This window comes from Gordonia sp. ABSL11-1 (genome assembly GCF_030315685.1).
Classification (GTDB): domain Bacteria; phylum Actinomycetota; class Actinomycetes; order Mycobacteriales; family Mycobacteriaceae; genus Gordonia.
In genome coordinates this window covers 24,181-46,958 of sequence record NZ_JASXSI010000007.1, presented here as the reverse complement: position 1 = coordinate 46,958, position 22,778 = coordinate 24,181, and the positions used below count along the sequence as shown (strand labels likewise).

General features: G+C 66.5%; 21 protein-coding genes, 1 pseudogene and 1 riboswitch. Of the genes and pseudogenes, 15 read left to right on the top strand and 7 right to left on the bottom strand.

Features of this window, described 5'->3' with window-relative positions:
• Window positions 1-114 precede the first annotated feature (114 nt).
• The 8 genes from sdhC to QSJ19_RS09995 all read left to right on the top strand — a co-directional run bounded on the left by sdhC (window position 115) and on the right by QSJ19_RS09995 (window position 7,268).
• Window positions 115-522, top strand: coding sequence for a succinate dehydrogenase, cytochrome b556 subunit (gene sdhC, locus QSJ19_RS10030; protein ID WP_286320087.1), 408 nt, complete (start codon window positions 115-117; stop codon window positions 520-522).
• A gap of 10 nt (window positions 523-532) precedes the next feature.
• On the top strand, window positions 533-991 hold the full coding sequence (locus QSJ19_RS10025; RefSeq protein ID WP_286320085.1) for a succinate dehydrogenase hydrophobic membrane anchor subunit: 459 nt from the start codon (window positions 533-535) through the stop codon (window positions 989-991).
• 17 nt (window positions 992-1,008) lie between these two features.
• Complete coding sequence (gene sdhA / locus QSJ19_RS10020; protein ID WP_286320082.1) at window positions 1,009-2,763, top strand: succinate dehydrogenase flavoprotein subunit; 1,755 nt, start codon at window positions 1,009-1,011, stop codon at window positions 2,761-2,763.
• Window positions 2,763-3,551 carry a succinate dehydrogenase iron-sulfur subunit gene (locus tag QSJ19_RS10015; protein WP_187584817.1) on the top strand — a complete coding sequence of 263 codons (789 nt, stop codon included), beginning with the start codon at window positions 2,763-2,765 and terminating at the stop codon, window positions 3,549-3,551. Before sdhA ends, QSJ19_RS10015 begins: the two co-directional genes overlap by 1 nt.
• 81 nt (window positions 3,552-3,632) lie before the next feature.
• Window positions 3,633-4,031 (top strand): hypothetical protein, encoded by a 399-nt coding sequence (locus QSJ19_RS10010; protein ID WP_286320081.1) that lies wholly within the window; start codon window positions 3,633-3,635, stop codon window positions 4,029-4,031.
• 129 nt (window positions 4,032-4,160) lie between these two features.
• The gene (locus QSJ19_RS10005; RefSeq protein ID WP_286320079.1) at window positions 4,161-5,666 is read left to right on the top strand and encodes an APC family permease; all 1,506 of its coding nucleotides are present in this window, start codon (window positions 4,161-4,163) and stop codon (window positions 5,664-5,666) included.
• Window positions 5,656-6,552, top strand: coding sequence for a universal stress protein (locus QSJ19_RS10000; RefSeq protein WP_286320078.1), 897 nt, complete (start codon window positions 5,656-5,658; stop codon window positions 6,550-6,552). The genes QSJ19_RS10005 and QSJ19_RS10000 overlap by 11 nt, the downstream gene beginning before the upstream one ends.
• Window positions 6,549-7,268 (top strand): type 1 glutamine amidotransferase, encoded by a 720-nt coding sequence (locus QSJ19_RS09995; protein WP_286320077.1) that lies wholly within the window; start codon window positions 6,549-6,551, stop codon window positions 7,266-7,268. The genes QSJ19_RS10000 and QSJ19_RS09995 overlap by 4 nt, the downstream gene beginning before the upstream one ends.
• On the opposite strand, the gene QSJ19_RS09990 is transcribed toward QSJ19_RS09995, so the two are convergent.
• A complete protein-coding gene (locus tag QSJ19_RS09990) occupies window positions 7,265-8,641 on the bottom strand; it encodes an NAD(P)/FAD-dependent oxidoreductase (RefSeq protein WP_286320303.1) in 1,377 nt (458 codons plus the stop codon). The genes QSJ19_RS09995 and QSJ19_RS09990 overlap by 4 nt on opposite strands.
• Before the next feature lie 65 nt (window positions 8,642-8,706).
• The gene (locus QSJ19_RS09985) at window positions 8,707-10,197 is read right to left on the bottom strand and encodes a gamma-aminobutyraldehyde dehydrogenase (protein ID WP_286320075.1); all 1,491 of its coding nucleotides are present in this window, start codon (window positions 10,195-10,197) and stop codon (window positions 8,707-8,709) included.
• A gap of 112 nt (window positions 10,198-10,309) precedes the next feature.
• Between QSJ19_RS09985 and QSJ19_RS09980 the strand changes: the two genes are divergently transcribed.
• The 4 genes and pseudogenes from QSJ19_RS09980 (at window position 10,310) to QSJ19_RS09965 (ending at window position 14,009) form a co-directional block, all read left to right on the top strand.
• Window positions 10,310-10,774 carry an Lrp/AsnC family transcriptional regulator gene (locus tag QSJ19_RS09980; protein WP_286320074.1) on the top strand — a complete coding sequence of 155 codons (465 nt, stop codon included), beginning with the start codon at window positions 10,310-10,312 and terminating at the stop codon, window positions 10,772-10,774.
• Window positions 10,771-12,153 carry an aspartate aminotransferase family protein gene (locus QSJ19_RS09975; protein ID WP_286320073.1) on the top strand — a complete coding sequence of 461 codons (1,383 nt, stop codon included), beginning with the start codon at window positions 10,771-10,773 and terminating at the stop codon, window positions 12,151-12,153. The genes QSJ19_RS09980 and QSJ19_RS09975 overlap by 4 nt, the downstream gene beginning before the upstream one ends.
• 3 nt (window positions 12,154-12,156) lie before the next feature.
• A pseudogene (locus QSJ19_RS09970) lies at window positions 12,157-12,607 on the top strand (adenosine deaminase family protein); the annotation flags it as partial.
• 181 nt (window positions 12,608-12,788) lie between these two features.
• On the top strand, window positions 12,789-14,009 hold the full coding sequence (locus QSJ19_RS09965; RefSeq protein ID WP_502876133.1) for a D-alanyl-D-alanine carboxypeptidase family protein: 1,221 nt from the start codon (window positions 12,789-12,791) through the stop codon (window positions 14,007-14,009).
• Window positions 14,010-14,031: 22 nt separating this feature from the next.
• On the opposite strand, the gene QSJ19_RS09960 is transcribed toward QSJ19_RS09965, so the two are convergent.
• The 3 genes from QSJ19_RS09960 to QSJ19_RS09950 form a co-directional block, all read right to left on the bottom strand.
• The gene (locus QSJ19_RS09960) at window positions 14,032-15,084 is read right to left on the bottom strand and encodes a YhjD/YihY/BrkB family envelope integrity protein (RefSeq protein ID WP_286320071.1); all 1,053 of its coding nucleotides are present in this window, start codon (window positions 15,082-15,084) and stop codon (window positions 14,032-14,034) included.
• 49 nt (window positions 15,085-15,133) lie between these two features.
• Window positions 15,134-16,168: a tryptophan--tRNA ligase gene (gene trpS, locus QSJ19_RS09955; RefSeq protein ID WP_286320069.1), complete on the bottom strand. Its 1,035-nt coding sequence runs from the start codon at window positions 16,166-16,168 to the stop codon at window positions 15,134-15,136.
• A 61-nt stretch (window positions 16,169-16,229) separates the two neighbouring features.
• Window positions 16,230-17,066: an exodeoxyribonuclease III gene (locus QSJ19_RS09950; protein ID WP_286320068.1), complete on the bottom strand. Its 837-nt coding sequence runs from the start codon at window positions 17,064-17,066 to the stop codon at window positions 16,230-16,232.
• 114 nt (window positions 17,067-17,180) lie between these two features.
• Here QSJ19_RS09950 and QSJ19_RS09945 point away from each other — a divergent pair, with 114 nt between their 5' ends.
• Together QSJ19_RS09945 and bfr are read left to right on the top strand one after the other, a co-directional pair.
• On the top strand, window positions 17,181-17,363 hold the full coding sequence (locus QSJ19_RS09945) for a (2Fe-2S)-binding protein (protein WP_286320066.1): 183 nt from the start codon (window positions 17,181-17,183) through the stop codon (window positions 17,361-17,363).
• Between the two features lie 104 nt (window positions 17,364-17,467).
• Window positions 17,468-17,953 carry a bacterioferritin gene (gene bfr, locus QSJ19_RS09940; protein ID WP_286320065.1) on the top strand — a complete coding sequence of 162 codons (486 nt, stop codon included), beginning with the start codon at window positions 17,468-17,470 and terminating at the stop codon, window positions 17,951-17,953.
• Here bfr and QSJ19_RS09935 read toward each other — a convergent pair.
• Together QSJ19_RS09935 and QSJ19_RS09930 are read right to left on the bottom strand one after the other, a co-directional pair.
• The gene (locus QSJ19_RS09935) at window positions 17,940-19,193 is read right to left on the bottom strand and encodes an MFS transporter (protein WP_502876130.1); all 1,254 of its coding nucleotides are present in this window, start codon (window positions 19,191-19,193) and stop codon (window positions 17,940-17,942) included. The two genes, bfr and QSJ19_RS09935, sit on opposite strands and share 14 nt — an antisense overlap.
• Window positions 19,194-19,278: 85 nt before the next feature.
• The gene (locus tag QSJ19_RS09930; RefSeq protein ID WP_286320063.1) at window positions 19,279-20,937 is read right to left on the bottom strand and encodes a cutinase family protein; all 1,659 of its coding nucleotides are present in this window, start codon (window positions 20,935-20,937) and stop codon (window positions 19,279-19,281) included.
• 310 nt (window positions 20,938-21,247) lie between these two features.
• A riboswitch (SAM riboswitch) is annotated at window positions 21,248-21,367 on the top strand.
• 63 nt (window positions 21,368-21,430) lie between these two features.
• Here QSJ19_RS09930 and QSJ19_RS09925 point away from each other — a divergent pair.
• Window positions 21,431-22,753 carry a bifunctional o-acetylhomoserine/o-acetylserine sulfhydrylase gene (locus QSJ19_RS09925; RefSeq protein ID WP_286320061.1) on the top strand — a complete coding sequence of 441 codons (1,323 nt, stop codon included), beginning with the start codon at window positions 21,431-21,433 and terminating at the stop codon, window positions 22,751-22,753.
• Window positions 22,754-22,778: the final 25 nt, after the last annotated feature.

Sequence of the window (22,778 nt, the reverse complement as noted above, 5' to 3'; positions counted from 1 at the left end):
GGCAATTTACTGTGCGGCTCAGCATAGGTTTAAAGTCTCTTCCATGGGTCCACGGCCGAGCCAGATAATGCCGACTCGGCACATCCATCGACGCTGTTGGAGGCCAATTCCCTGATGAGCACCCCGACCGAGGTAGCACCCGAGCCGGTGCGCAAACGCTCCCTGTATCGCGGCGACCCAGGCATGTGGTCGTGGGTGCTCCACCGCATCACCGGTGTCACCATCTTCTTCTTCCTGTTCGTCCACGTGCTGGACACCGCCGTCATCCGGATCGACCCGAACAAGTATTCGGAGATCATCGAGACCTACAAGACCCCCCTCATCGGCTTGATGGAGATCGCCCTCGTCGCCTGCGTGCTCTACCACGCGCTGAACGGGGTGCGGATCATCCTCGTCGACTTCTGGTCCAAGGGTCCCAAGTACCAGCGACAGATGCTGTGGGTGATCCTCACCATCTTCGTGGTCGTGTTCGGCGCGGCGGCGATCCGTCTGCTGCAGATCCTGATCACCCACTCGTTCTAGGAGGCACCTGATGACTGCATCGCAAGCAACTCCGGGTGTCGCCAAGACGCTGGGTACCCAGTACGACCGCCCGGCCAGCCTGGACAACCCGCGCTCGCCGCGCATGCGCAAGGGCGGCAACTTCGAGAAGTACGCATGGCTGTTCATGCGCTTCTCCGGCCTGGCACTGATCATCCTGACCATCGGCCACATGTTCATCATGCTGGCGTGGGACGACGGCGTGCACCGCATCGACGCCTCCTTCGTGGCGGCGCGCTGGCGTGAACCCTTCTGGCAGATCTGGGATCTCTCCATGCTGTGGCTCGCCCAGCTGCACGGCGGCAATGGCGTGCGCACAGTCATCGCGGACTACTCGCGCAAGGACTCCACGCGGTTTTGGCTCAATGTCCTGCTGGGCATCTCGATGATCTTGGTGCTGGTCCTGGGTACGTACGCACTGCTGACGTTCGACGTGAACAGCGTCGGCTAGAGGAGATAGACGAACTCATGCAGGAACATCGCTATGACGTTGTCATCGTGGGCGCCGGCGGCGCCGGGATGCGTGCGGCCATCGAGTCCGCACCCCGTGCGCGGACCGCGGTCCTGACCAAGCTCTACCCCACCCGCAGCCACACCGGCGCGGCACAGGGCGGCATGTGCGCGGCACTGGCCAACGTCGAAGAGGACAACTGGGAGTGGCACACCTTCGACACCGTCAAGGGCGGTGACTACCTGGCCGACCAGGATGCCGTCGAGATCATGGCCAAGGAGGCCATCGACGCGGTGCTCGACCTCGAGAAGATGGGCCTGCCGTTCAACCGGACCCCCGAGGGCAAGATCGACCAGCGTCGCTTCGGTGGACACACCCGCGATCACGGCAAGTCCCCGGTCCGCCGGGCCTGCTATGCCGCCGACCGCACCGGCCACATGATCCTGCAGACGCTGTATCAGGACTGCGTGAAGCACGACGTCGAGTTCTTCAACGAGTTCTACGCGCTCGACATCTGCCTCGGTGAGAACTCCGACGGCGAGATGGTCGCGACAGGAGTCGTCGCCTACGAGCTCGCCACTGGCGAGATCCACGTGTTCCACGCCAAGTCGATCGTCTTCGCGACCGGCGGTTCGGGACGCATGTACAAGACCACCTCCAACGCCCACACCCTGACCGGCGACGGCATGGGCATCGTCTTTCGCAAGGGACTTCCCTTGGAGGACATGGAGTTCCACCAGTTCCACCCGACCGGTCTGGCCGGCCTCGGCATCCTCATCTCGGAGGCCGTGCGCGGTGAGGGCGGGATCCTGCGCAACGTCGACGGCGAACGCTTCATGGAGCGCTACGCGCCCACCATCAAGGACCTCGCCCCCCGCGACATCGTCGCCCGGTCGATGGTGCTCGAGGTGCTCGAGGGCCGCGGCGCCGGGCCGAACAAGGACTACGTCTACATCGACGTGACCCACCTCGGCGAGGACGTCCTCAACGAGAAGCTCCCCGACATCACCGAGTTCGCCCGCACCTACCTCGGCGTCGATCCCGTCACCGAGTACGTGCCGGTCTACCCGACCTGCCACTACGTGATGGGCGGCATCCCGACCAACATCGAGGGCCAGGTCCTCCGCGACAACGACACCGTCGTGCACGGTCTGTACGCGGCCGGCGAGTGCGCCTGCGTGTCGGTGCACGGTGCCAACCGTCTCGGTACGAACTCGCTGCTCGACATCAACGTCTTCGGGCGCCGTGCCGGCATCGCCGCCGCGGAGTACGCCACGTCGGCTGAGTTCGTCGAGCTGCCGGAGCAGCCGACCGAGATGGTCGACGCGTGGATCGAGACGATGCTCTCCGATCACGGTCACGAGCGGGTCGCCGACATCCGGACCGAACTGCAGGCGACGATGGACAACAACGCCTCGGTGTTCCGCACCGAGGAGACGCTCAAGCAGGCACTCACCGACGTCCACGCGCTCAAGGAGCGCTACGACCACGTGCGGGTGCACGACAAGGGCAAGCGGTTCAACAGCGATCTGCTCGAGGCGATCGAACTCGGCTTCCTGCTGGAGATGGCGGAGGTCACCGTCGTCGGCGCGCTGAACCGCAAGGAATCACGGGGTGGCCACGCACGCGAGGACTACCCCGACCGCGACGACGTCAACTACATGCGGCACACGATGGCATACAAGAAGGGCACCGGCCTTCTCTCGGACATCGAGCTGGACTACAAGCCCGTGGTGCAGACCCGCTACGAGCCGATGGAGCGTAAGTACTGATGACAGCGATCATGGACAACCCGGCACCGGCCTCCGACGAACCGCCACTGCCCCCGGTACCCGACGAAGCCACCATGGTGACCTTGAAGATCTACCGGTTCAATCCGGAGAACCCCGACGCCCAGGGCTTCGAGAGCTTCCGCGTGCCGGCCCTGCCGACCGATCGCCTGCTCAACCTGCTGCTGTACGTGAAGGGCTACCTCGACGGCACGCTCACCTTCCGGCGCAGCTGCGCACACGGTGTCTGCGGGTCGGACGCGATGCGCATCAACGGCGTCAACCGCCTGGCGTGCAAGCTGCTCATGAAGGACATGCTCCCGAAGGACAAGTCCAAGGAGATCACCATCACCATCGAGCCCATCAAGGGGCTGCCGGTGGAGAAGGACCTCGTGGTCGACATGGAGCCGTTCTTCGACGCATACCGTGCCATCAAGCCGTTCCTGATCACCAGCGGCAACGAACCGACGCGCGAGCGCATCCAGAGTCAACACGATCGTGCGCGGTTCGACGACACCACCAAGTGCATCCTCTGCGCCTGCTGCACGACGAGCTGTCCGGTGTTCTGGAACGAGGGCAGTTACTTCGGACCGGCGGCCATCGTCAACGCACACCGGTTCATCTTCGACAGCCGTGACGAGGGGGCCATCGAGCGCCTCGACATCCTCAACGACGTCGACGGCGTCTGGCGGTGCCGGACCACGTTCAACTGCACCGACGCCTGCCCCCGCGGCATCCAGGTGACCCAGGCGATCCAAGAGGTCAAGCGCGCCCTGATGTTCTCGCGCTGACCATCCGTCGCACACGCGACCCGCAGATCTTCTCTCTGCCCGGACATGGAACCGGATCGCCCACCGCTGCGTCCAAAGATCATGACCCGCACACGTCTCGTCGTCGCCGGCCTCATCCTGATGCTCGGTGTCGGCACGCCGCTTGCCCACCCGGCCGTCGCCAATCCCCGGTACCCCGGCGACGGTGACCGCATCACCGTCGTCCTCACCTCGGATCGCCAGTACAACAGTGCGGTCGCCTGGTACGACGCGCACAACCACATGCGGCGCCAGAGCGATGTACCGCTGAACCGCTTCGACAAGCGCACTGGCCTCTGGACGGGTTCACTGGTCTATACGAGCCGCGTGCGGCATCAGAAGATCGACACCGTCCTGCAGTCCGACGGCCGGTTCGCCCGGTGTGCGGTCTGGATCAACAAGACGAAAGTCCGGGAGAAGACGGCCCGCGGACCGCGATATGCCACCGCCTACTGTCACTAGACGACCGAATCCGTCGTGAATCGACAGTTTTCTCACCAATTTCCTTCCTCGGCGCGCGAAGGTGCTGCGGAAACCGTAATCTGATCCCACCTTGTTCCATGACACCTTGTTCCATGAGTGGGAGTCAGAATGGTCGAAACCACACACGCCGAGATCCACGCGGGTGAGAAGGGTCTGCGGGCCGGTTCCATCGGACTTCTGGGCAACGTCATCATCGGGTTGTCGGCCGTCGCGCCGGCCTACAGCCTCGCGGCGACACTCGGCTATGTGGTCGCGGCCGTCCACATGAAGGCTCCGGCGATGTTCGTGCTGGCGTTCATCCCGATGCTCCTCGTGGCTTTCGCGTATCGCGAGCTCTCCCGCGACACCCCGGACTGCGGTACGACGTTCACCTGGGGGACGAAGGCCTTCGGCCCGTGGATCGGATGGATCGGCGGCTGGGGCCTGGCGGTGTCGGCCATCATCGTGCTGGCCAACGTCGCCGAGATCGCGGCCGTCTACCTGCTCAAATTCCTCGGCCTGGACTCTCTGGCGGAAACGCTGTGGATCAAAGTCCTCCTGGGCTGCATCTTCATCGCCGTGATGACGTGGATCAGCATCCGGGGCATCGTGATCAGCGAGCGGATGCAGGCCGTCCTGATGTTCGTACAGTTCGCGGTCCTCATCCTGGCCAGCGTCATCGCCCTGGTGAAGGTCGGCCTGGACACGGCGGGCCCGCAGGCGATCTCACCCGAGATCAGTTGGTTGTGGCCCGGCGGACTCAGTCAGTCCGAGATCGCCGCGGCGGTGATCCTGTGCATCTTCATCTATTGGGGATGGGACGCGTGCCTGGCGATCGGCGAGGAGACGAAGGATCCGGAGAAGACGCCCGGCCGCGCCGCGGTGATCACCTGCCTCATCCTGGTCGCCACCTACGTGCTCGTCGCCTACGCCGTGGAGTCCTTCGCCGGGTTCGGTGACACCGGGATCGGCCTCAACAACCCGGACAACGCCGACGACGTGCTCACCATCCTCGGCGAACCCGTCGCCGGTGCGGTGATGGCCGCGGCCCTGTTGCTCACCGTCAGCATCTCGGCACTCTCGTCGACGCAGTCGACGATCCTGCCGACGGCTCGAGGCAGCCTGTCGATGGCCGTCTACAAGGCGCTGCCCGAGCGCTTCGCATCCATCCACCCCCGGTACATGACGCCGGCATTCGGCACCGCGGTGATGGGGATCTCGGCCCTCGTGTTCTACCTGGTGCTGTCGTTCCTGAGCCAGAACACACTGGGCGACTCCATCGCCTCGCTCGGACTCGCGGTCGCGTTCTACTACGGGATCACCGCGTACTCGTGCGTGTGGTACTTCCGTCGCACCTTGTTCGAGTCGGCGCGGAACTTCTTCATGCGCGGTCTGTTCCCGCTACTCGGAGCCGTCGCCATGACCTGGGCCTTCGTCAAGAGCGCCGTCGACATGATCAAGCCCGACTACGGCTCCACGTCCATCGGCGGTATCGGCGGCGTCTTCATCCTGGGCGTCGGCATGCTCGTCCTCGGCATCCCGCTCATGCTGGCCTGCTACGCGCACAACAGCAGCTTCTTCAAGGGCGAGACCCTCGACGCCACCACCGAAGTGAAGGTGCCCGATGTCTACTGAAACGCACCCCGCGCAACCACCAGGCCGGCTGGCCGTCGGGTACCTCGCCACGCCCTCGGGTCGGGACGGCGTGGCCCTCGCCGTCGCGATCGCCCGGGTGACCGGAGCCGCGATCGATCTGATCTGCGTCGTACACCCGGTCGAATACGACGGCCGGCCCGGACTCCGTGAATATCAGGAGCGCATCGAGAACCAGGCGGCGCAATGGCTCGCCGACGGCGCCGCGGAGATCCCCGACGACATCGAGAAGCGCACGATCGTCACCCTCGACGACTCGTTCGCGCAGGGCCTCATCGACGCCGCACAGCGGGCTGGGGCGGAGATGATCGTCGTCGGCGGCACCGGCGACGGACTGTTCCGTCGCCACAGTCTGGGAACGGTCAGCACCGAGCTTCTGCACTCGTCACCGCTGCCAGTCGCGCTCGCCCCCCGCGGCTACGCCGAACGTCCCCCGGCACGACTCGATTCGGTGACCGTCGCGGTGTCGGTGAAGCCCGGACGCAGCAACCCGCTGCCGTTCGCGCTCACCCTGGCGACCTCGTCGGGTCTGGATGTCCGTCTGCTGTCATTGGTCTCGCTGAACTCTCCGTTCGACGACGAGTCGTCGCGCGACGCGCGCGAACAACAGGTCGCTGTCGCACAGAAACTGCTCGACGAGACGCGCTCGACGGTTCCGGACGACCTCGACGTCGACGTCCTGGTGGCCGATGGCGCGACCCTCGACGAGGCCCTCGACAACCTGCCGTGGGATGACGGCGACATCGTGGCGGTGGGCTCCGGCCATCTCGGGACGATCAACCGGGTCTTCCTCGGCAGCACCGCGGCGCGAATCCTACGCTGGACCACGGCACCCGTGATCGTCGTACCACGATCGACGGACCCGTGAGCGTGCACACCATCCTCGAACTGCGTCACGCCGAATGTGAGTCGCCGGGGGCGCTCGGCGCCGGACTCGCCGACCGCACGCGTATCGAGACCGTCCGGATGTGGGCCGAGCCGCTACCGGCCGACCCCGCGAACGTCGACGGAATCCTCGTCATGGGCGGTCCGATGGGCGCCGACGACGGCCCGACCGTCCCGTGGATCGACGAGGAGATCGCGTTCCTGCGCCGCGCCGTCGACGTCGGCGTGCCGGTCTGGGGAGCCTGCCTCGGTTCCCAACTGCTCGCCACCGCACTCGGGGCCGAGGTGACGACCGGGCCCGCACCGGAGATCGGCGTCTTCGACGTCACGCTCACCGACGAGGGCCGTCACGATCCCGTCTGGTCCGGGCTCGGCGCTGCGACCTTCCCCGCCCTGCACTGGCATTTCGACACGTTCTCGCTACCACCCGGTGCGCACCTGCTGGCGTCATCGGCAGCGTATCGCCATCAACTGTTCCGGCACGGCCCCCACTACGGCGTCCAGTTCCACCTCGAGGTGGACTCCCCTCTCCTACAGGAGTGGCTGGCGGTCGATGAGTACCGGGCGGAACTGCGTGCCACGCTCGGCGACGACGGTGTCGAACGACTGACCGCCGACGTCGCCGACGCCGCCCCGGTCACGCATCCGATGGCAGTCGCCGCGGTCCGGCGGTGGTTCGACCTGCACATCGGGCCCTAGCTGTCGAAGCCGAGACCGATCCGGTCCATCACGCTCAGCCATGCTCCCCGCTTGCCCTCCCGACGCTCGCTCCGTGCCAGTTCCTTGCGGGTGAGGGTGATGCCGAACCATCGCAACGGCTCCGGCGGGAACGGGATCGGCCTGGTCCGCACCATCGTCAGTCGGGTCCGTTCGGTGTCGAGCCCGTCCACGAGGTCGAGCGCGGTGCGCGCACCGAAATGCGATGCGCCGACGCCGAGTCCGGTGAAGCCGACGACACTGACCACACGGCCGTCGAGCGCCCGGTCCCAGAACGCGCAGAAGCGCGAACAGGTGTCGATGACACCACCCCAGGCGTGTGTCGCCCGGATTCCCTCCAACTGCGGAAAGAACTGCAGCAGATGTTCACCCAGCAGGCCGAACTCGCGCGGCTCGAACGAATGACGCGGATCGGCGTCGGAACCGTAGTGGTAGAGCGCATCCCAGCCACCGAAGAGAATCCGGTCGTCGGCGGTCAACCGGAAGTAGTGGAAGCGGGGTCCGCTGTCGGCGAGGCCTTCGCGACCCGCCCATCCGACGGCGGCCCGCTGCTCCGGCGACAACGGCTCGGTCATCAACGCGTAGTCCCACACCGGCACGGTGTACAGACGCAGGCGACGCAGCAGCGACGGGCTCGCCGACGTCGCGAGAACGACTGCCGCAGCATCGATCTCACCGTAGGGTGTGGTCGCCCGGACACGATCTCCGTCGGAGCAGAGGCCGGTGACCTCGGTGTTCTCGTGGACGGTGACGCCGAGATCCTCGGCGGCCCGGGCCAGTCCCCACGCCAGCTTCGCCGGATCGAGCATGATCACGTCGGGGTCGAGGACGGCGGCGGCCACCATCGGTGACGTGACGCGCTCACGCGCCTGGGGTCCCGGCAACAGCGGGAGCGTCGCGCCGAGCAGTGCGCCCTGCGAGGAGTGCTCCTGGAGATCGGCCACCTGCCAGTCGAAGTTGGCGATGTCGAGCTCACCGGTGCGTTCGGCGTCGGCATCGATACCGAGGCGCTCGAGCGTCGACTCGATCGCGTCGAGGGTCTCGCGGCCCATCCGGATCAGCTGGGGCATCTCGTCGCCGAACCGGTCGAGACCGTTCGCGAGGCCGTGGGTGATGCTCGCCGAGCAGAATCCGCCGTTGCGGCCCGACGCCTGTTCCGCGATCCGGTCGCGCTCCACCAGCACGATGCGACGGTCCGGGTTCTCCTCGGCCGCCTGGACCGCGGCCCACAGGCCGGTGAACCCACCACCGACGACGAGCAGGTCGGTGGTCACCGAGGTGTCGAGACGTCGTCGGGGCGCGGGGCGTTCCGGCCGGTCCAGCCAGTAGGGTTCTCGTCTGGCCTGCGCCACCATGGCCAGCCCGCGCTCGGTCGGCTCCGTGGCCCACGGTTGCGCCAGCCCGCCCGAGCGGCCGCGACTCACCGTCCACCCGCGAACACTGTTCGATGCCAAGGCTTCTCGGCAAGCGCGGTGATGTCGCTCATCACGTGCTTGACCGCCAGGTACTCGTCGAGCGAGTAGGCGGACATGTCCTTGCCGAAGCCGGATGCGCCGAATCCGCCGTGCGGCATCTCGCTGATGATCGGGATGTGATCGTTGATCCAGACACACCCGGCGTGGATCTCCCTGCCCGCACGCTGCGCGCGGAAGACGTCGCGGGTCCACGCCGAGGCGGCGAGGCCGTAGACGGTGTCGTTGGCGCGGCGGATCGCGTCGTCGTCGTCGGTGAAGGTGCTCACGGTCAGCACCGGCCCGAACACCTCGTCCCGGTACACCTCCGCCTCCTCGGTCACGTCGGCGAGCAACGTCGGCCGGTAGAACGCCCCCGGCCCGTCCACGACCGTTCCCCCGGTCACCAGTCGCGCACCATCGGCGACGGCCCGATCGACCATCCCCGCCACCTTGTCCCGATGTGCGCGCGAACTGAGTGATCCCATGTCGGTGTCCGGGTCGGTCGGATCGCCCACCGTCATCGACGCCATCAGTTCGGCCACGCCGTCGACGAAGTCGTCGTACAGCGCCGGTGCGACGATCGCCCGCGTCGCGGCGGTGCAGTCCTGCCCGGCGTTGATCAACGACCCGGCGACCGCGCCGTGGACGGCCGCGGTGAGATCGGCGTCGTCGAAGACGACGAACGGCGCCTTGCCACCCAACTCGAGTTGCACACGGGTGCCGTTGCGGGCGGCCTGTGCCATCACCTGGCGCCCGACCCCGGTGGAGCCGGTGAAGGTGACCATGTCCAGGCCTGCGTGCCCCGACAGCGCGGACCCCACCTCGGCGCCGGTCCCGACGACGACGTTGAACACACCGTCGGGCAGGCCGGCCTCAGTCGCCAGACGTGCCAGGGTGAGCGTGGTCAGTGGGGTGAGTTCCGCCGGCTTCAGCACGACCGCGCACCCGGCGGCGAGAGCGGGGATGACCTTCCACACCGCCATCTGCAGCGGGTAGTTCCAGGGCGAGATCGACCCGACGACACCGACGGGTTCGCGTCGGATGGACGACGTGTGATCCCCGGAGTATTCGGCGCTGGCCTTGCCGTCGAAATTGCGGGCGAGACCGGCGAAGAAATCGACGTTGTCGATACTGCCGGGCACGTCGAACTCCGTCGCGAGCCGGACGGTCCGTCCGGTCTGGGCGACCTCCTGCGCGGCGAGGGCTCCGGCCTCGGCGCGCATGACGTCGGCCAGCCGCCGCAGTACCTCCGACCGTTCGGCCGGTGTCGCGGCGCCCCACCCGCCTTGGGCGGCGCGCGCCGACTCGATGGCCGAATCCACATCGGCCGACATCGCCAGCGATACGGTGGTGACAGCCTTGTCGGTGGCCGGATCGATGACCGTGTGGGCAGGTCCGGTGCCGTCGACCGCGGCTCCGTCGATCCAGGATCCGGGCACTGCGTGAGGGGTGGACATGGCGCAGAGTCTAACAGCGCGGATGACGGAATCACTATGTGAAGTCCGATTTTTCCTACGGATAGCGTCATTTCGAGTTGCCAACTTCTACTGAATCCGTCACCATCAGGGCGTGGTCGAACCTCCCTCACCCGCGCTCGACGCGACGGCCAAGAAGATCATCGAAGAACTCCAGGCCGATGGTCGGAGTTCGTATGCGTCGATCGGCAAGGCGGTCGGTCTCTCCGAGGCCGCGGTACGCAATCGTGTGCAGCGCCTCAGCGAGAGCGGGCTCCTGCAGATCGTCGCCGTGACCGATCCATTGAAGCTCGGGTTCTCCCGGCAGGCGTTGATCGGCATCCGCTGTACCGGGGACACCGAGGCCCTGGCCGAGCAACTCTCAGCCTGCCCCGAGATCGATTACGTCGTCCTGACCGCCGGATCGTTCGACATCCTGATCGAGGTCGTGTGCGAGGACGACGATCATCTCCTGCGCATCCTGAACCAGAAGGTCCGCACGCACTCCGAGGTCACCGCGACCGAGACCCTGGTCTATCTGAAACTGGTCAAGCAACAATACAATTGGGGTACCCGATGAGCATTGCCGACGAACCCGCCACCGATCTCACACTCGGCGAGCGCAGCGCCGCCCACCTCTGGGGCCATTTCGCCCGCCACGGCGACGGCATCACGCCGCCGGTGATCATCCGCGGCGAGGGCATGCGGATCTATGACGACCGCGGCCGCAGTTACCTCGACGGCCTCGCCGGGCTGTTCGTCGTCCAGGCCGGTCACGGCCGCGTCGAGCTGGCCGAGGCCGCCGCGAAGCAGGCCAAAGAGCTTGCGTTCTTCCCGATCTGGTCCTACGCCACGCCACCGGCCGTCGAACTGGCCGAACGTCTCGCCGCATACACACCCGGTGATCTCAACCGCGTCTTCTTCACCACCGGTGGCGGCGAGGCCGTGGAGAGTGCCTGGAAGCTGGCCAAGCAGTACTACAAGCTGGTCGGAAAACCCATGAAGCACAAGGTGATCTCCCGTGCGGTCGCCTATCACGGCACCCCGCAGGGCGCGCTCGCCATCACCGGCGTGCCCGCCCTCAAGCAGATGTTCGAGCCGCTGACCCCCGGCGGGTTCCGTGCGCCGAACACCAACATCTACCGGGCGGACGACGATCTGGCCGCCGACCCGAAGAAGTTCGGACGATGGGCCGCCGATCGCATCGCGGAGGCCATCGAGTTCGAGGGTCCGGAGACCGTCGCGGCCGTCTTCCTCGAACCCGTGCAGAATGCCGGCGGGTGCTTCCCGCCGCCTCCCGGCTATTTCGAACGGGTCCGCGAGATCTGCGACGAATACGATGTGCTGCTGGTGTCCGACGAGGTCATCTGCGCCTTCGGCCGCATCGGATCGATGTTCGCCTGTGACGATTTCGGGTACGTGCCGGACATCATCACCTGCGCGAAGGGAATGACCTCGGGCTACTCGCCGATCGGCGCGATGATCGCCAGCGACCGGCTGTTCGAGCCGTTCCGCGATGGGACGACCTCCTTCCCGCACGGGTACACCTTCGGCGGGCACCCGGTGTCGGCGGCCGTGGCGCTGGCGAACCTCGACCTGTTCGAGCGCGAGGGTCTCAACGATCACGTGAAGCAGAACGCACCCGCGTTCCGCGCGACGCTGGAGCGGCTGAACGATCTGCCGATCGTCGGTGACGTTCGCGGCGAAGGCTATTTCTACGGGATCGAATTGGTGAAGGACAAGGCGACGAAGGAGACGTTCAGCGACGCCGAGTCCGAACGCATCCTCCGCGGATTCCTGTCCAGCGCACTGTTCGAGGCCGGGCTCTACTGCCGCGCCGACGACCGCGGGGACCCCGTCGTGCAGCTCGCGCCGCCGCTCATCGCCGGTCAGGCCGAGTTCGACGAGATCGAACAGATCCTGCGGTCGGTGCTGACGGAGGCATATACCCTCCTGTAGACCATGACCAGGATTCAGGAGCTGCCCAAGGTCGAGTTGCACGTGCACATCGAGGGCACACTGGAACCCGAACTCGTACTGGAACTGGCGCGCGATGCCGGCGTCGAACTGCCCTACCCCGACGCCGAGTCGTTGCGGAGCCGATATGTGTTCGGCAATCTGCAGTCGTTCCTCGACATCTACTACGAGAACATGGCCGTGCTCCGTCGTCGGCCCGACTTCGGCCGCCTTGCATATGAATACGCCAGACGTGCCCACGCAGGCGGGGTGGTGCACGCGGAGGTGTTCTTCGATCCGCAGGCGCATCGGATCCGGGGTGTGCCCGTCACCGACCGGCCTACGACGGGTGGCCCACGCCGGCGAGGAGGGCGGTCCCGAGTCCATCCGGATGGCGATGGATTCGCTCGGCGTCGAGCGGGTCGATCACGGGATCCGCAGCGTCGACGATCCGGCCCACTGACGGTGACGCCGACAACAATTTCGCCGCCGTCGCCCAGACCTTCGACCTCGACGACGCCACACTCGCCCGGCTCGCGCACAGGCTCACCGCTGGTAACCTCCGAGCGATGAAGGTGGGGGCACGAACGGCTGCGGGTCTCGTCGCGGCAGGTATCGCGATCGCCCCCATCGCGGGGATGCCGCCGATGTCTGCGGCCGCTCCGCTCACGCCCGTTCCGACCCCCGTCACCGATCACTGTCCCCATCGTGTCGGGCCTCCCCCGCCGGTCGACGAATCCGAGGTCGTCGCCCCTGGCGCGGCGTCACCGACCCCGCTGCCCGTCCCTGCCACGGCAGTGGGCGGCGAGCGTCTCGCAGGGTGTGGTGTCGTCGCCGACCCCGCGCTCGGTCCGGTGCCGCCGAACCTGACGTCTGCCGGCTGGCTCATCGCCGACCTCGACAGCGGGCACGTCATCGCGGCCAAGGATCCCCACGGACGATACCGTCCGGCCTCTACGATCAAGGTGTTGCTGGCCCTCGTCGCCCTGGACGAACTCGACCTCGACACACCGGTCGTCCCGACGGCGGAGGACTGGGGTGCGGAGGGCGATTCGTGCGGCATGGGTCCTGGCGGGCACTACACGACGCGAGACCTGCTGACCGGCCTGATCGTGGTGTCCGGCAACGACTGTGCCCATGCGTTGGCGCGCGAGCTCGGCGGAGTCGAGGCGACGCTCGACAAGATGAACGAGAAGGCCCGAGCACTGCACGCCCTGGACACGCGGGCGGCGTCGCCCTCCGGCCTGGACGCGGCCGGGATGTCGAGTTCGCCGTATGATCTGGCGCTCATCTTCCGGGAGGCGATGCGCAACAGTACGTTCCGCGAGCTGATCGCATTGCGCACCCATCCGTTCCCCGGGTATCCGAAGCGCCCCGACGTCCCCGGCGACACCGACCATCCCGCCTACCCGATGTACACGTCCAATCAGCTCCTCCTGGAGGGCTATCCGGGGACACTCGGCGGTAAGACCGGTTACACCGACGATGCACGCAAGACCTTCGTCGGCGCCGTCGAGCGCGACGGTCGGCGGATCATGATCGTGCAGATGTTCGGACTCACCGTCGAGTCCGACTCCTACTGGGACCAAGCGAAGTCGCTGTTCGACTATGGATTTCGCGCACCCGCGCAGGCGAGGACGGGAACGCTGGTCGCCCCCGGCGCGGCGGCCGGAGGCAACCGAACAGCGCCTCCGACGACCACGACCACCACGACATCGCCGCGAGCCGACACGACGGTGAGCGCCACCGGCACCGATCACCCCACTCGATGGTCGGTGCGCATCCTGATCGGTCTGATCGCGGCACTCGCGGCAATCGTGCTGCTGCTCATCGCACTTCGCCTCGTCGCCCGACGCTGAGGGCTGACGCCGACCAGGCCGTTCAGCGGCGGAGCAACCAGCCCGCGACCGCACTGGCCGCTGCACCGATTCCGGCAGCCGCGACGAGCGACGCGGGCTTGGAGACCGGGTTGACGTCGTAGTTCGGGGAGACGACCACCGGCGGCAGCGGTTCGTCCTCCTCGGTCACCTGGAACTCGTCGTTGATGGGATCCGTCGCACACCAGGCGGCGGCGTAGAGAACGATCCGCGAGGCCAGGTAGGCGAACACCAGGAGCCCGATGATAGGGCCGAACGCCACGCCGGCCGGTCCGCTCAGCACGGACTGAAGATAGATACCGCCGACCGTCTTGACGATCTCGAAGGCGATCGCGGTGAGCAGCCCGGCCTTGAGTGTGTTGCGAAACGGCAACTGCACCAAGGGCAGTCGTGACATCACGAAGGTGAAGAGCAGCCAGGTCGCCAGCACCGAGACGATGATCGACACGGTACGGACGACCGCCGGGGCCCACACGGCGTCGTCGAGCCCGACCCACGACAGGACCTCGGTCGTCAGGCCCGAGTTGCCGAGGGCGGTGAGTGCCATCGTGGCCGCGAACGCCAGTCCCAGCACGACGAAGGTGACGAGGTCCCACACCTTCGACATGACCGCGTTGCGGTCCACACGTCCGCCCCACATCTCCGTCATCCCCAGCCGGACACCGGAGATCCATCCGATCCCGGTGAACGCCGCGCCGAGCAGCCCGACGATGCCCACCGCGGCACGAGAGTCGATGGCGGAATTGATCAGATCGTTGACCTGCTCGTCCATGCCCTCGGGCACATTCTCGACGATGGCGTCCTGGAGTTGCTTCAGCAGGTCCGGCTGGTTCGCCAGCACGAAGCCGCCGATGGCGAACACCACCATGACGATCGGGACCAGCGCCAGGATGCCGTTGAAACTGATCGAGGCCGCATAGAGGTTGCCGCGCCGATCGTTGTAGCGCTGCACCGTCTGGATCAGGTGTTCCAGCCACGGCCAGCGCTCGCGGCGCTCCTGGAAGGTCGTCTTCGCTCGATCGACGACCGATTTACTCGAATCCACTACCGAACTCACGAGTACCGCCTCCTCGCTCGGGTCACCGGGCCAGTCGGGTCAACGGATGTCAGCCTCCGGGTGTCAGAAATCCCACTCTGTCATAGACGGAGGCCAGAGTCGCCGAGGCCACGCTCCGCGCGCGCTCCGCGCCCTGGGCGAGGATCGCGTCGAGTTGTGCCGGATCCTGCATGTACTCGTCGACCCGGCCGCGCAACGGGGTGACCAACTCGGTCAGGGCGTCGGCGGTGTCGACCTTGAGGTCGCCGTAGCCCTTGCCCTGGTACTTGTCGACGAGGACGTCGACCGGCGTCCCGCCGAGCGCGGACTGGATGGTGAGGAGGTTGCTCACCCCCGGTTTCGTCTCGGGATCGAACCGGATCTCGGTGTCGGTGTCAGTGACCGCCGACCGGATCTTCTTGGCGGAACGCTTCGGCTCGTCGAGCAGATTGATCAGGCCGCGGTCGGACTCGGCCGACTTGCTCATCTTCGCGGTCGGGTTCTGCAGGTCGTAGATCTTGGCGTATTCCTTGACGATGTGGGCCTCAGGAACCTTGAGCACACGGCCGAAGCGTGAGTTGAACCGCTGCGCGAGATCGCGGGTGAGCTCGAGGTGCTGGCGCTGGTCCTCGCCGACGGGCACCCGATCGACCTGGAAGGCGAGGATGTCGGCGGCCATGAGGATCGGATAGGTGAACAGGCCGACCCCGGCCGCATCCACCCCCTGCTTCGCCGACTTGTCCTTGAACTGGGTCATCCGGCTGGCCTCGCCGAATCCGGTGATGCACGACAGCACCCAGGTCAACTGGGCGATCTCCGGGATGTGGGACTGCACGTAGATCGTCGAGCGGCTCGGATCGACGCCGACCGCGAGCAACTGCGCAACGCTGAGCCGGGTCCGGTCCGCGAGGGTCTTCGGGTCGAACGGAACCGTGAGTGCGTGCATGTCCGGGATGAAGTAGAACGCCTCGAAGTCGTCCTGCAGGGCGACCCACTGTCGCACAGCACCCAGATAGTTCCCGAGATGGAAGGAATCACTGGTCGGCTGGATCCCGGACAGCACGCGTGGTCGCGCGGCACCGGCTGCGGAGACGTCACTGCTCATGGTCTCCAGTTTCGCAGACTCCCGCGCGGACCCGTCGGTGAGCGTCGTCGCTGGCGACGGCTCAGTCGTAGACCACGGTCATCGGAGCGTGATCCGACCATCGCAGGTCGTAGGCGTCCGCTCGATCGACGGTCGACTTCACCGCGCGCCTTGCGAGGGAGCGGTTGGCGAGCTGATAGTCGATCCGCCAGCCCGAGTCGTTGTCGAAGGCCTTGCCCCGCCACGACCACCAGGTGTACGGCCCCTGCTCATCGGGCGCGAGTTCCCGCGCCACGTCGGACCACCCCGACGACAGCAGATCGCCGACCCAGGCACGCTCGTGCGGCAGGAATCCGGGGCTCTTCAGATTCCCCTTCCAGTTCTTGATGTCGGCCTCGGCGGGCGCGATGTTCCAGTCGCCCCCGACGACAACGTGTCGACGACGCCGGCGGAGGCGATCGAGATGCGACCCGCACTCGTCCAGGAACCGCACCTTCTCGTCGAACTTCGCGACGTCCTTCGGCTCCGACGACGCCGCGGCCCCCTTCGGCAGGTACAGGCTGGCGACCGTCGTCGCGCCGAGGGGACCGTCCAGATCCGCCTCGAGATAGCGGCCGGTGGCGTCGAACTCCTCGCTGCCGAACCCGATGCGGGTCGCGACGATCGGAATCCGGCTCAGCACACCGACGCCCGCATGACCCTTGACCGACGACGCACTCATCCTCAGATGCCATCCGTCGTCGAGTGCGGGCGCGAGCGCCTCGGCGGCCTGATCCTCGTCCGCGCGGATCTCCTGCATCAGGATGACGTCGGACTCGGTCCCCGACAGCCAGGCGAGCATGCCCCGATTGGACTCCGAACGATGTTTCACCGCGGCGCGGATGCCGTTGACATTGACAGTGCTGATGGTGAGCGACACAGGGCCACAGCCTACCGGCCGGTTGTGGTGCGCCCGTACCAGAGGTAAGCCAACCCTTGCCATCGCGCGCACCTTTATGTAACCCTTACCTAACTGAGGATTCGAGGTGAGGAAATGTTCGTCTGCATCTGCCGGGCGGTGACCGAGGACGAGGTCCACGAGCACTGCTCCGCCGGCGCCCTGTCGGTCGACGCGGTCAGCGAACGCTGCGGCGCCGGAGAAGGATGCGGAACCTGCCTCGAACGACTTCAGGCCATCATCAGTGAAAGGAATACCACCGCCACCACCGCCGCCTGACCCAGACGTCTCATGACGTGAGTCCACGACCTCGTGCCCAAGTCCGGGCGCGGGGAGTTTTGCCGTGCTACGTTCCTTTAACCACGGCGAACGGAGGCACAGTCATGCGCGGCGACGACGAGGTGATCGCTCTCCTCAACGAACAGCTCACCAGCGAGCTGACGGCGATCAACCAGTACTTTCTCCATGCGAAGATGCAGGGCAACTGGGGACTCACCGAGATCGCGGGCAAGACGCGTGAGGAATCGATCGAGGAGATGCACCACGCCGAGATCCTGACCGATCGCATCCTGTTCCTCGAGGGACTGCCGAACTATCAGAAGATCCTTCCGCTGCGGATCGGCCAGTCCATCCGCGAGCAGTTCGAGTCGGACATGGCGATCGAGGTCGAGGTCGTCGAACGCCTGCGCCCCGGGATCGCGATGTGCCGCAGCAAGGGTGACATCACCAGCGCGAAACTCCTCGAGGAGATCCTCAAGGACGAGGAACACCACATCGACTACCTCGAGACCCAGCTCGAACTGATGGACCGCCTCGGCGAGCAGCTGTATCTGTCGAAGACCGTCGCCACGCCACCTACGGTCGAGTGATCGCGGTGGCGGCCGCGCCGACATTCGCCGTCCGACGCTGAGTCGCCAGCGCGACGCCCAGCATCACGATCCCGGCGATGGTCAGCAGCGCGCCGAGGATCGACGGTGAGCGGTAGCCGTGGCCGGCGGCGATCACGACACCGCCGAGCCATGCGCCTGCAGCATTGGCGATGTTCAGCGCCGAGTGATTGAGGGCCGCTGCCAACGTCTGGGCGTCGTCGGCGACATCCATCAGCCGCGTCTGCAGGGCTGGGATCGTCGACGCCCCGGAGAGCCCGATAGCAAAGCTGAGAATCATTGCGGCCCAGACATTCTGGAGTGTCAGACCGAACAGTGCCAGTGACACGCCGGTGGCGACGAGTCCGATGAGGATCCCCATCGGCACACTGCGGTCGGCGATGTACCCGCCGACGATGTTGCCGGCGACCATGCCCAGACCGAACAGCATCATGGCGACCGGCACGAGTGACACGGAGACGCCGGTCACCGTGGTCAGCGCCGAGTTCAAATACGTGTAGAAGGCGAACATCCCGCCGAAGCCGACGACTCCTACGAGAAGGGTGAACCACACCTGCGGGCGAGCGAGAGCGCTCAGTTCCGTCATCGGGTTGGTGACGCGCATGTCGGACAGGTCGGGCATGAACCGGACCAGCGCGAGGATCGTCAGCAACCCGATGACGACGACGAGGGCGAAGGCCACCCGCCATCCCAGCGATTCGCCGAGCCACGTCGCCGCCGGTACTCCGAGCACATTGGCCACCGACAACCCGAGCATCACCTGACCGACGGCTTTCGCCCGATCACGAGGACCCGCGAGGTGGGCGGCCACCAGGGCGGCGACACCGAAATAGGCGCCGTGCGGCAACCCGGCGACGAATCGCGCCGCCATCAGGAATCCGTAGTTCGGGGCGAGCACGGTGACCACGTTGCCGACGGTGAACGCGATCATGAGGCCGACGAGAAGCGTGCGCCGCGACACCCGTGCGGTGATCGCCGCGATCAATGGTGCGCCGACGACGACACCGAGGGCGTAGGCCGAGATGACGTGCCCGGCGGTCGGCTCGCTCACGCCGAGCGTGTCCGCGATGCTGGGCAGCAGACCCATCGCGACGAACTCGGTGGTCCCGATGCCGAATCCGCCGAGCGCGAGTGCGAAGACCGCCCACCGTCGGATCGACGGCGGCACGGGCGTCAGGGAGGCGTCGGGCAGGGCCGGGGCTTCGGGTGAGGCTGAGGACACTCAGTCACCAACCCACCGGGGGCCCGGAAGGATTCCAGCTGCGTCAGGTGAGTTCGTTCACAGCCGGAGTCGGTCCGGCGGCGCCTCACTCGCCGTCGTGGCCACCGCCCTTCGAGGAACTCTCCGATGACTTCTTCGACGAGCCGGACGTCGAGTCCGCGGCGTCGCCCACCTCGGCACCGCCGGTCTCCTCCCCTCCGGTCGTGGACGTCTCAGCCTCGGTGGAGCGATCCGACGAGTCACCGGGTTCGGCACCACCGGACGTCGAGCCGGTGTCGGCGGGCGGTGCCTCCGGCTCCGGGTCGGCCGCCACGACGGGTGGCGCCTCGACGACCGTCTCCGGTTCGGGCCGGGGTTCGGGTCCCGACCGGGACGGCGCGACCGGTTCGACGGCCGGCGACGTCGCAGACACCGATAGGTCATCGTGCGTCTGCCCCGGTGCTCGGACGTCCGGGGTGGACGTCTCGACGACGGTCGCACCCGGATGTTCGACGGCGGCCAGGGTCTGCAGGGTCTCGGCGTGTTGTTCGACGGCCGCGCGCGCCGTCGTGCTCGTCTGCACGGCGGTCTGCGCACCCACCACGGTCACCAGCTGATCGGCCCAGTAACGGGTGAAGCTGACCGGCCATCGGATGATGCTGCGCACGCTGGCCGCGAGCGCCGCGGCTCCGGCGGTGAACTGCTCCGGAGCGCGATTCACGATGCCCTGCAGGATGTCCTCGAAGACGTAGATGTCCGCAAGGTAGGCGCCATAACCCAATTGCGGCAACGGCGGGAGGAGATCCTGCACCACCCGGATCGCCGGCTGCAGATTGGCGAGCGTGATGCCGAGAGGGAGACCGATCTTCGGACGGTTCGCGAGGAAGTCCCCGATCTCACCGGTGTAGCCGAGATTCGCCGCCTGCTCGCGGAGGTACTCGACGATGGAGGAATCGAACTCGACGACGCAGGTCGTGTCGTTCGTCCCTGTGCAGTCGACGTTCCGTCCACTCCACCAGTCCGCCCTCGGATTCTGGAACATGTAGTACGGATACCGACCGTGTTTGACCCAATAGCCCGCAAGTCCGTCGATGGCACCGATCGGGTCATACATCGGGTCGGGCAGATCGCAGATCGGGTCGCCGTCGATACAGACGGAGACGACGTTGTCCGCGAGGCTCCCGAAACCGCCGTCCCGCGCACCCGACATCGTCATGCCCGGAATGACACCGATGAGCGAGAGCTCGATGCCCTTCCCGGTCTTGTCCCCGTCCTGGCGGGGATCTGCGTAGAGCTCGCCGGAGATGGTCTCTGGATTGATCGTGTACCCGGCGCCGTCGGCGGACGTTCCGGTGAGGCCCCGACCATTCCCGATGTCGGACAGCACGTCCCCGGCGATGCGCGCACCTTGGGAGTAGCCGGCCACGACGACGGGCATGTCTCCACACGACTGTTGATAGCCCGCGATCGCCGACTTGGTCGACGCGATCCCTTGCCGCGTGCTCTCGTCATATCCGGTTGCACCGGCCGGCCAGACGGCGGCCGGGTAGTCGGCGTAGATGATCTTGTAGGCCTTCTCACCTGCGTAGTCGCTGGCCGGGTTCGCCTTGTCGTCAGGACCGAGACCGGTGTACCGCTGTTTGACGCCGACCATCACCGCGCCCTCGTGATCCCACGTCCCGCCGACGATGACCACAGCGCCCGCACCGCAATCGTCCGCCCGCGCCACACCTCCCACTCCGGGGAGACAGAATGCCGTCGCCACGGCGACACTCGTCGAGATGGCAATGAGAATGACGGTTAGTCTGCGGGACACTCCGAACCGAGCGGACATGCGGCATCGTCTTTCTTCGCCTGGCGCGGGTCGGTCCGGACCTCGCGTCCCCAGGGCTGGCCACAGGTTAGATCCGCCATCACAAAACTGAGATGTTCTGAGAAAAGCCGGTGCCACACACCTGGGAATTCATCGATCCGTGACCGATAGTTAGTTCAATCAGACCACATTCGGGGCGTTCGGCTCAGGCCGATCGGGAGGGTTCTCGTACCCGCCGAGCCGTGCTATATCCTTGACGCCAGGTCATGAGCATCAGCGTCAAGCCCCGGCTTGCTGATCGGCAACCCTCCAACCGCGGTGGGGTGCTCCGGGTGATGACCGGGTTGAGGAACCCGAACCGGTTCCGAGGCAAGCGCGGGTCCGAAGGTCGGACCCCATCAGGGTCGTTGCACCCTGCCGACCGCAGAAAGTGATCACCAGAGCCATGTCTGACGTCACCGACGACACAAATCCGGCCGACAACTGGAGTTTCGAGACCAAACAGGTCCACGCGGGACAAACCGCCGATCCTGCGACCAATGCGCGGGCACTGCCCGTCTACCAGACCACCTCGTACGTGTTCAACGACACGCAGCACGCGGCCAACCTGTTCGGGCTCGCCGAGCCCGGCAACATCTACACGCGCATCATGAACCCGACCCAGGATGCGGTCGAACAGCGCGTCGCCGCGCTCGAGGGTGGCGTCGCCGCACTCCTCGTCGCCTCGGGCCAAGCCGCGGAGACCTACGCGATCCTGAACATCGTCGAGACCGGTGGGCACGTCGTGTCCAGCCCGCGTCTGTACGGCGGAACGTTCAACCTCTTCCACTACACCCTGCCGAAACTGGGCGTCGAGGTGTCGTTCGTCGAGGACCCCGAAGATCTCGACTCCTGGCAGGCCGCGATCAAGGACAACACGCGCGCACTGTTCGGCGAGACGATCTCCAACCCCAACAACGAGATTCTCGATGTCGAGGGCATCGCCGAGGTGGCGCACCGCAACGGATTGCCGCTGATCGTCGACAACACGGTGGCGACCCCCTATCTGCTCAATCCCCTGGCCCACGGCGCCGACATCGTCGTGCACTCGGCCACCAAGTACATCGGCGGCCACGGCACCGCCATCGGCGGCGTCATCGTCGACGGCGGCACCTTCGACTGGCGTGGGCAGCGTGACGGCAAGGATCTGTTCCCCGGGTTCACCACGCCCGACCCGAGCTACCACGGCGCAGTGTTCGCCGACCTCGGCGCACCGGCGTTCGCGCTCAAGGCGCGGGTGCAGTGGCTGCGCGACACCGGCGCCGCGATCTCACCGTTCAACGCCTTCCTCCTCGCGCAGGGACTCGAGACGCTGAGCCTGCGGGTCGAGCGTCACGTGGCCAACGCGCAGCGGGTGGCCGAGTTCCTCGAGGGTCACGCCCAGGTCGAGTCCGTCGCCTACGCGGGACTCCGCTCGTCGCAGTGGTTCGACCGCGGGCAGAAACTCCTCCCCAAGGGTCAGGGCGCGATCGTCGCGTTCGAGATCACCGGTGGAGTCGACGCGGGCAAGAAGTTCGTCGATGCGCTGTCGCTGCACAGCCACGTGGCGAACATCGGTGACGTGCGGTCGCTCGTCATCCATCCCGCGTCCACCACGCACAGCCAACTGACCCCCGAGGAACAACTCGACGCCGGCGTCACCCCGGGCCTCGTGCGCCTGGCCGTCGGCATCGAGGGGATCGACGACATCCTCGCCGATCTCGAGCAGGGATTCGCTGCGGCGAAGTAATCGCGACGACAAGACCGAGGTGCAG

Coding starts and splice junctions, on each gene's coding strand:
- sdhC (WP_286320087.1), top strand. CDS start 115: ATGAGCACCCCGACCGAGGTAGCACCCGAGCCGGTGCGCAAACGCTCC.
- QSJ19_RS10025 (WP_286320085.1), top strand. CDS start 533: ATGACTGCATCGCAAGCAACTCCGGGTGTCGCCAAGACGCTGGGTACC.
- sdhA (WP_286320082.1), top strand. CDS start 1,009: ATGCAGGAACATCGCTATGACGTTGTCATCGTGGGCGCCGGCGGCGCC.
- QSJ19_RS10015 (WP_187584817.1), top strand. CDS start 2,763: ATGACAGCGATCATGGACAACCCGGCACCGGCCTCCGACGAACCGCCA.
- QSJ19_RS10010 (WP_286320081.1), top strand. CDS start 3,633: ATGACCCGCACACGTCTCGTCGTCGCCGGCCTCATCCTGATGCTCGGT.
- QSJ19_RS10005 (WP_286320079.1), top strand. CDS start 4,161: ATGGTCGAAACCACACACGCCGAGATCCACGCGGGTGAGAAGGGTCTG.
- QSJ19_RS10000 (WP_286320078.1), top strand. CDS start 5,656: ATGTCTACTGAAACGCACCCCGCGCAACCACCAGGCCGGCTGGCCGTC.
- QSJ19_RS09990 (WP_286320303.1), bottom strand. CDS start 8,641: ATGGTGGCGCAGGCCAGACGAGAACCCTACTGGCTGGACCGGCCGGAA.
- QSJ19_RS09985 (WP_286320075.1), bottom strand. CDS start 10,197: ATGTCCACCCCTCACGCAGTGCCCGGATCCTGGATCGACGGAGCCGCG.
- QSJ19_RS09975 (WP_286320073.1), top strand. CDS start 10,771: ATGAGCATTGCCGACGAACCCGCCACCGATCTCACACTCGGCGAGCGC.
- QSJ19_RS09965 (WP_502876133.1), top strand. CDS start 12,789: ATGCCGCCGATGTCTGCGGCCGCTCCGCTCACGCCCGTTCCGACCCCC.
- trpS (WP_286320069.1), bottom strand. CDS start 16,168: ATGAGCAGTGACGTCTCCGCAGCCGGTGCCGCGCGACCACGCGTGCTG.
- QSJ19_RS09945 (WP_286320066.1), top strand. CDS start 17,181: ATGTTCGTCTGCATCTGCCGGGCGGTGACCGAGGACGAGGTCCACGAG.
- bfr (WP_286320065.1), top strand. CDS start 17,468: ATGCGCGGCGACGACGAGGTGATCGCTCTCCTCAACGAACAGCTCACC.
- QSJ19_RS09925 (WP_286320061.1), top strand. CDS start 21,431: ATGTCTGACGTCACCGACGACACAAATCCGGCCGACAACTGGAGTTTC.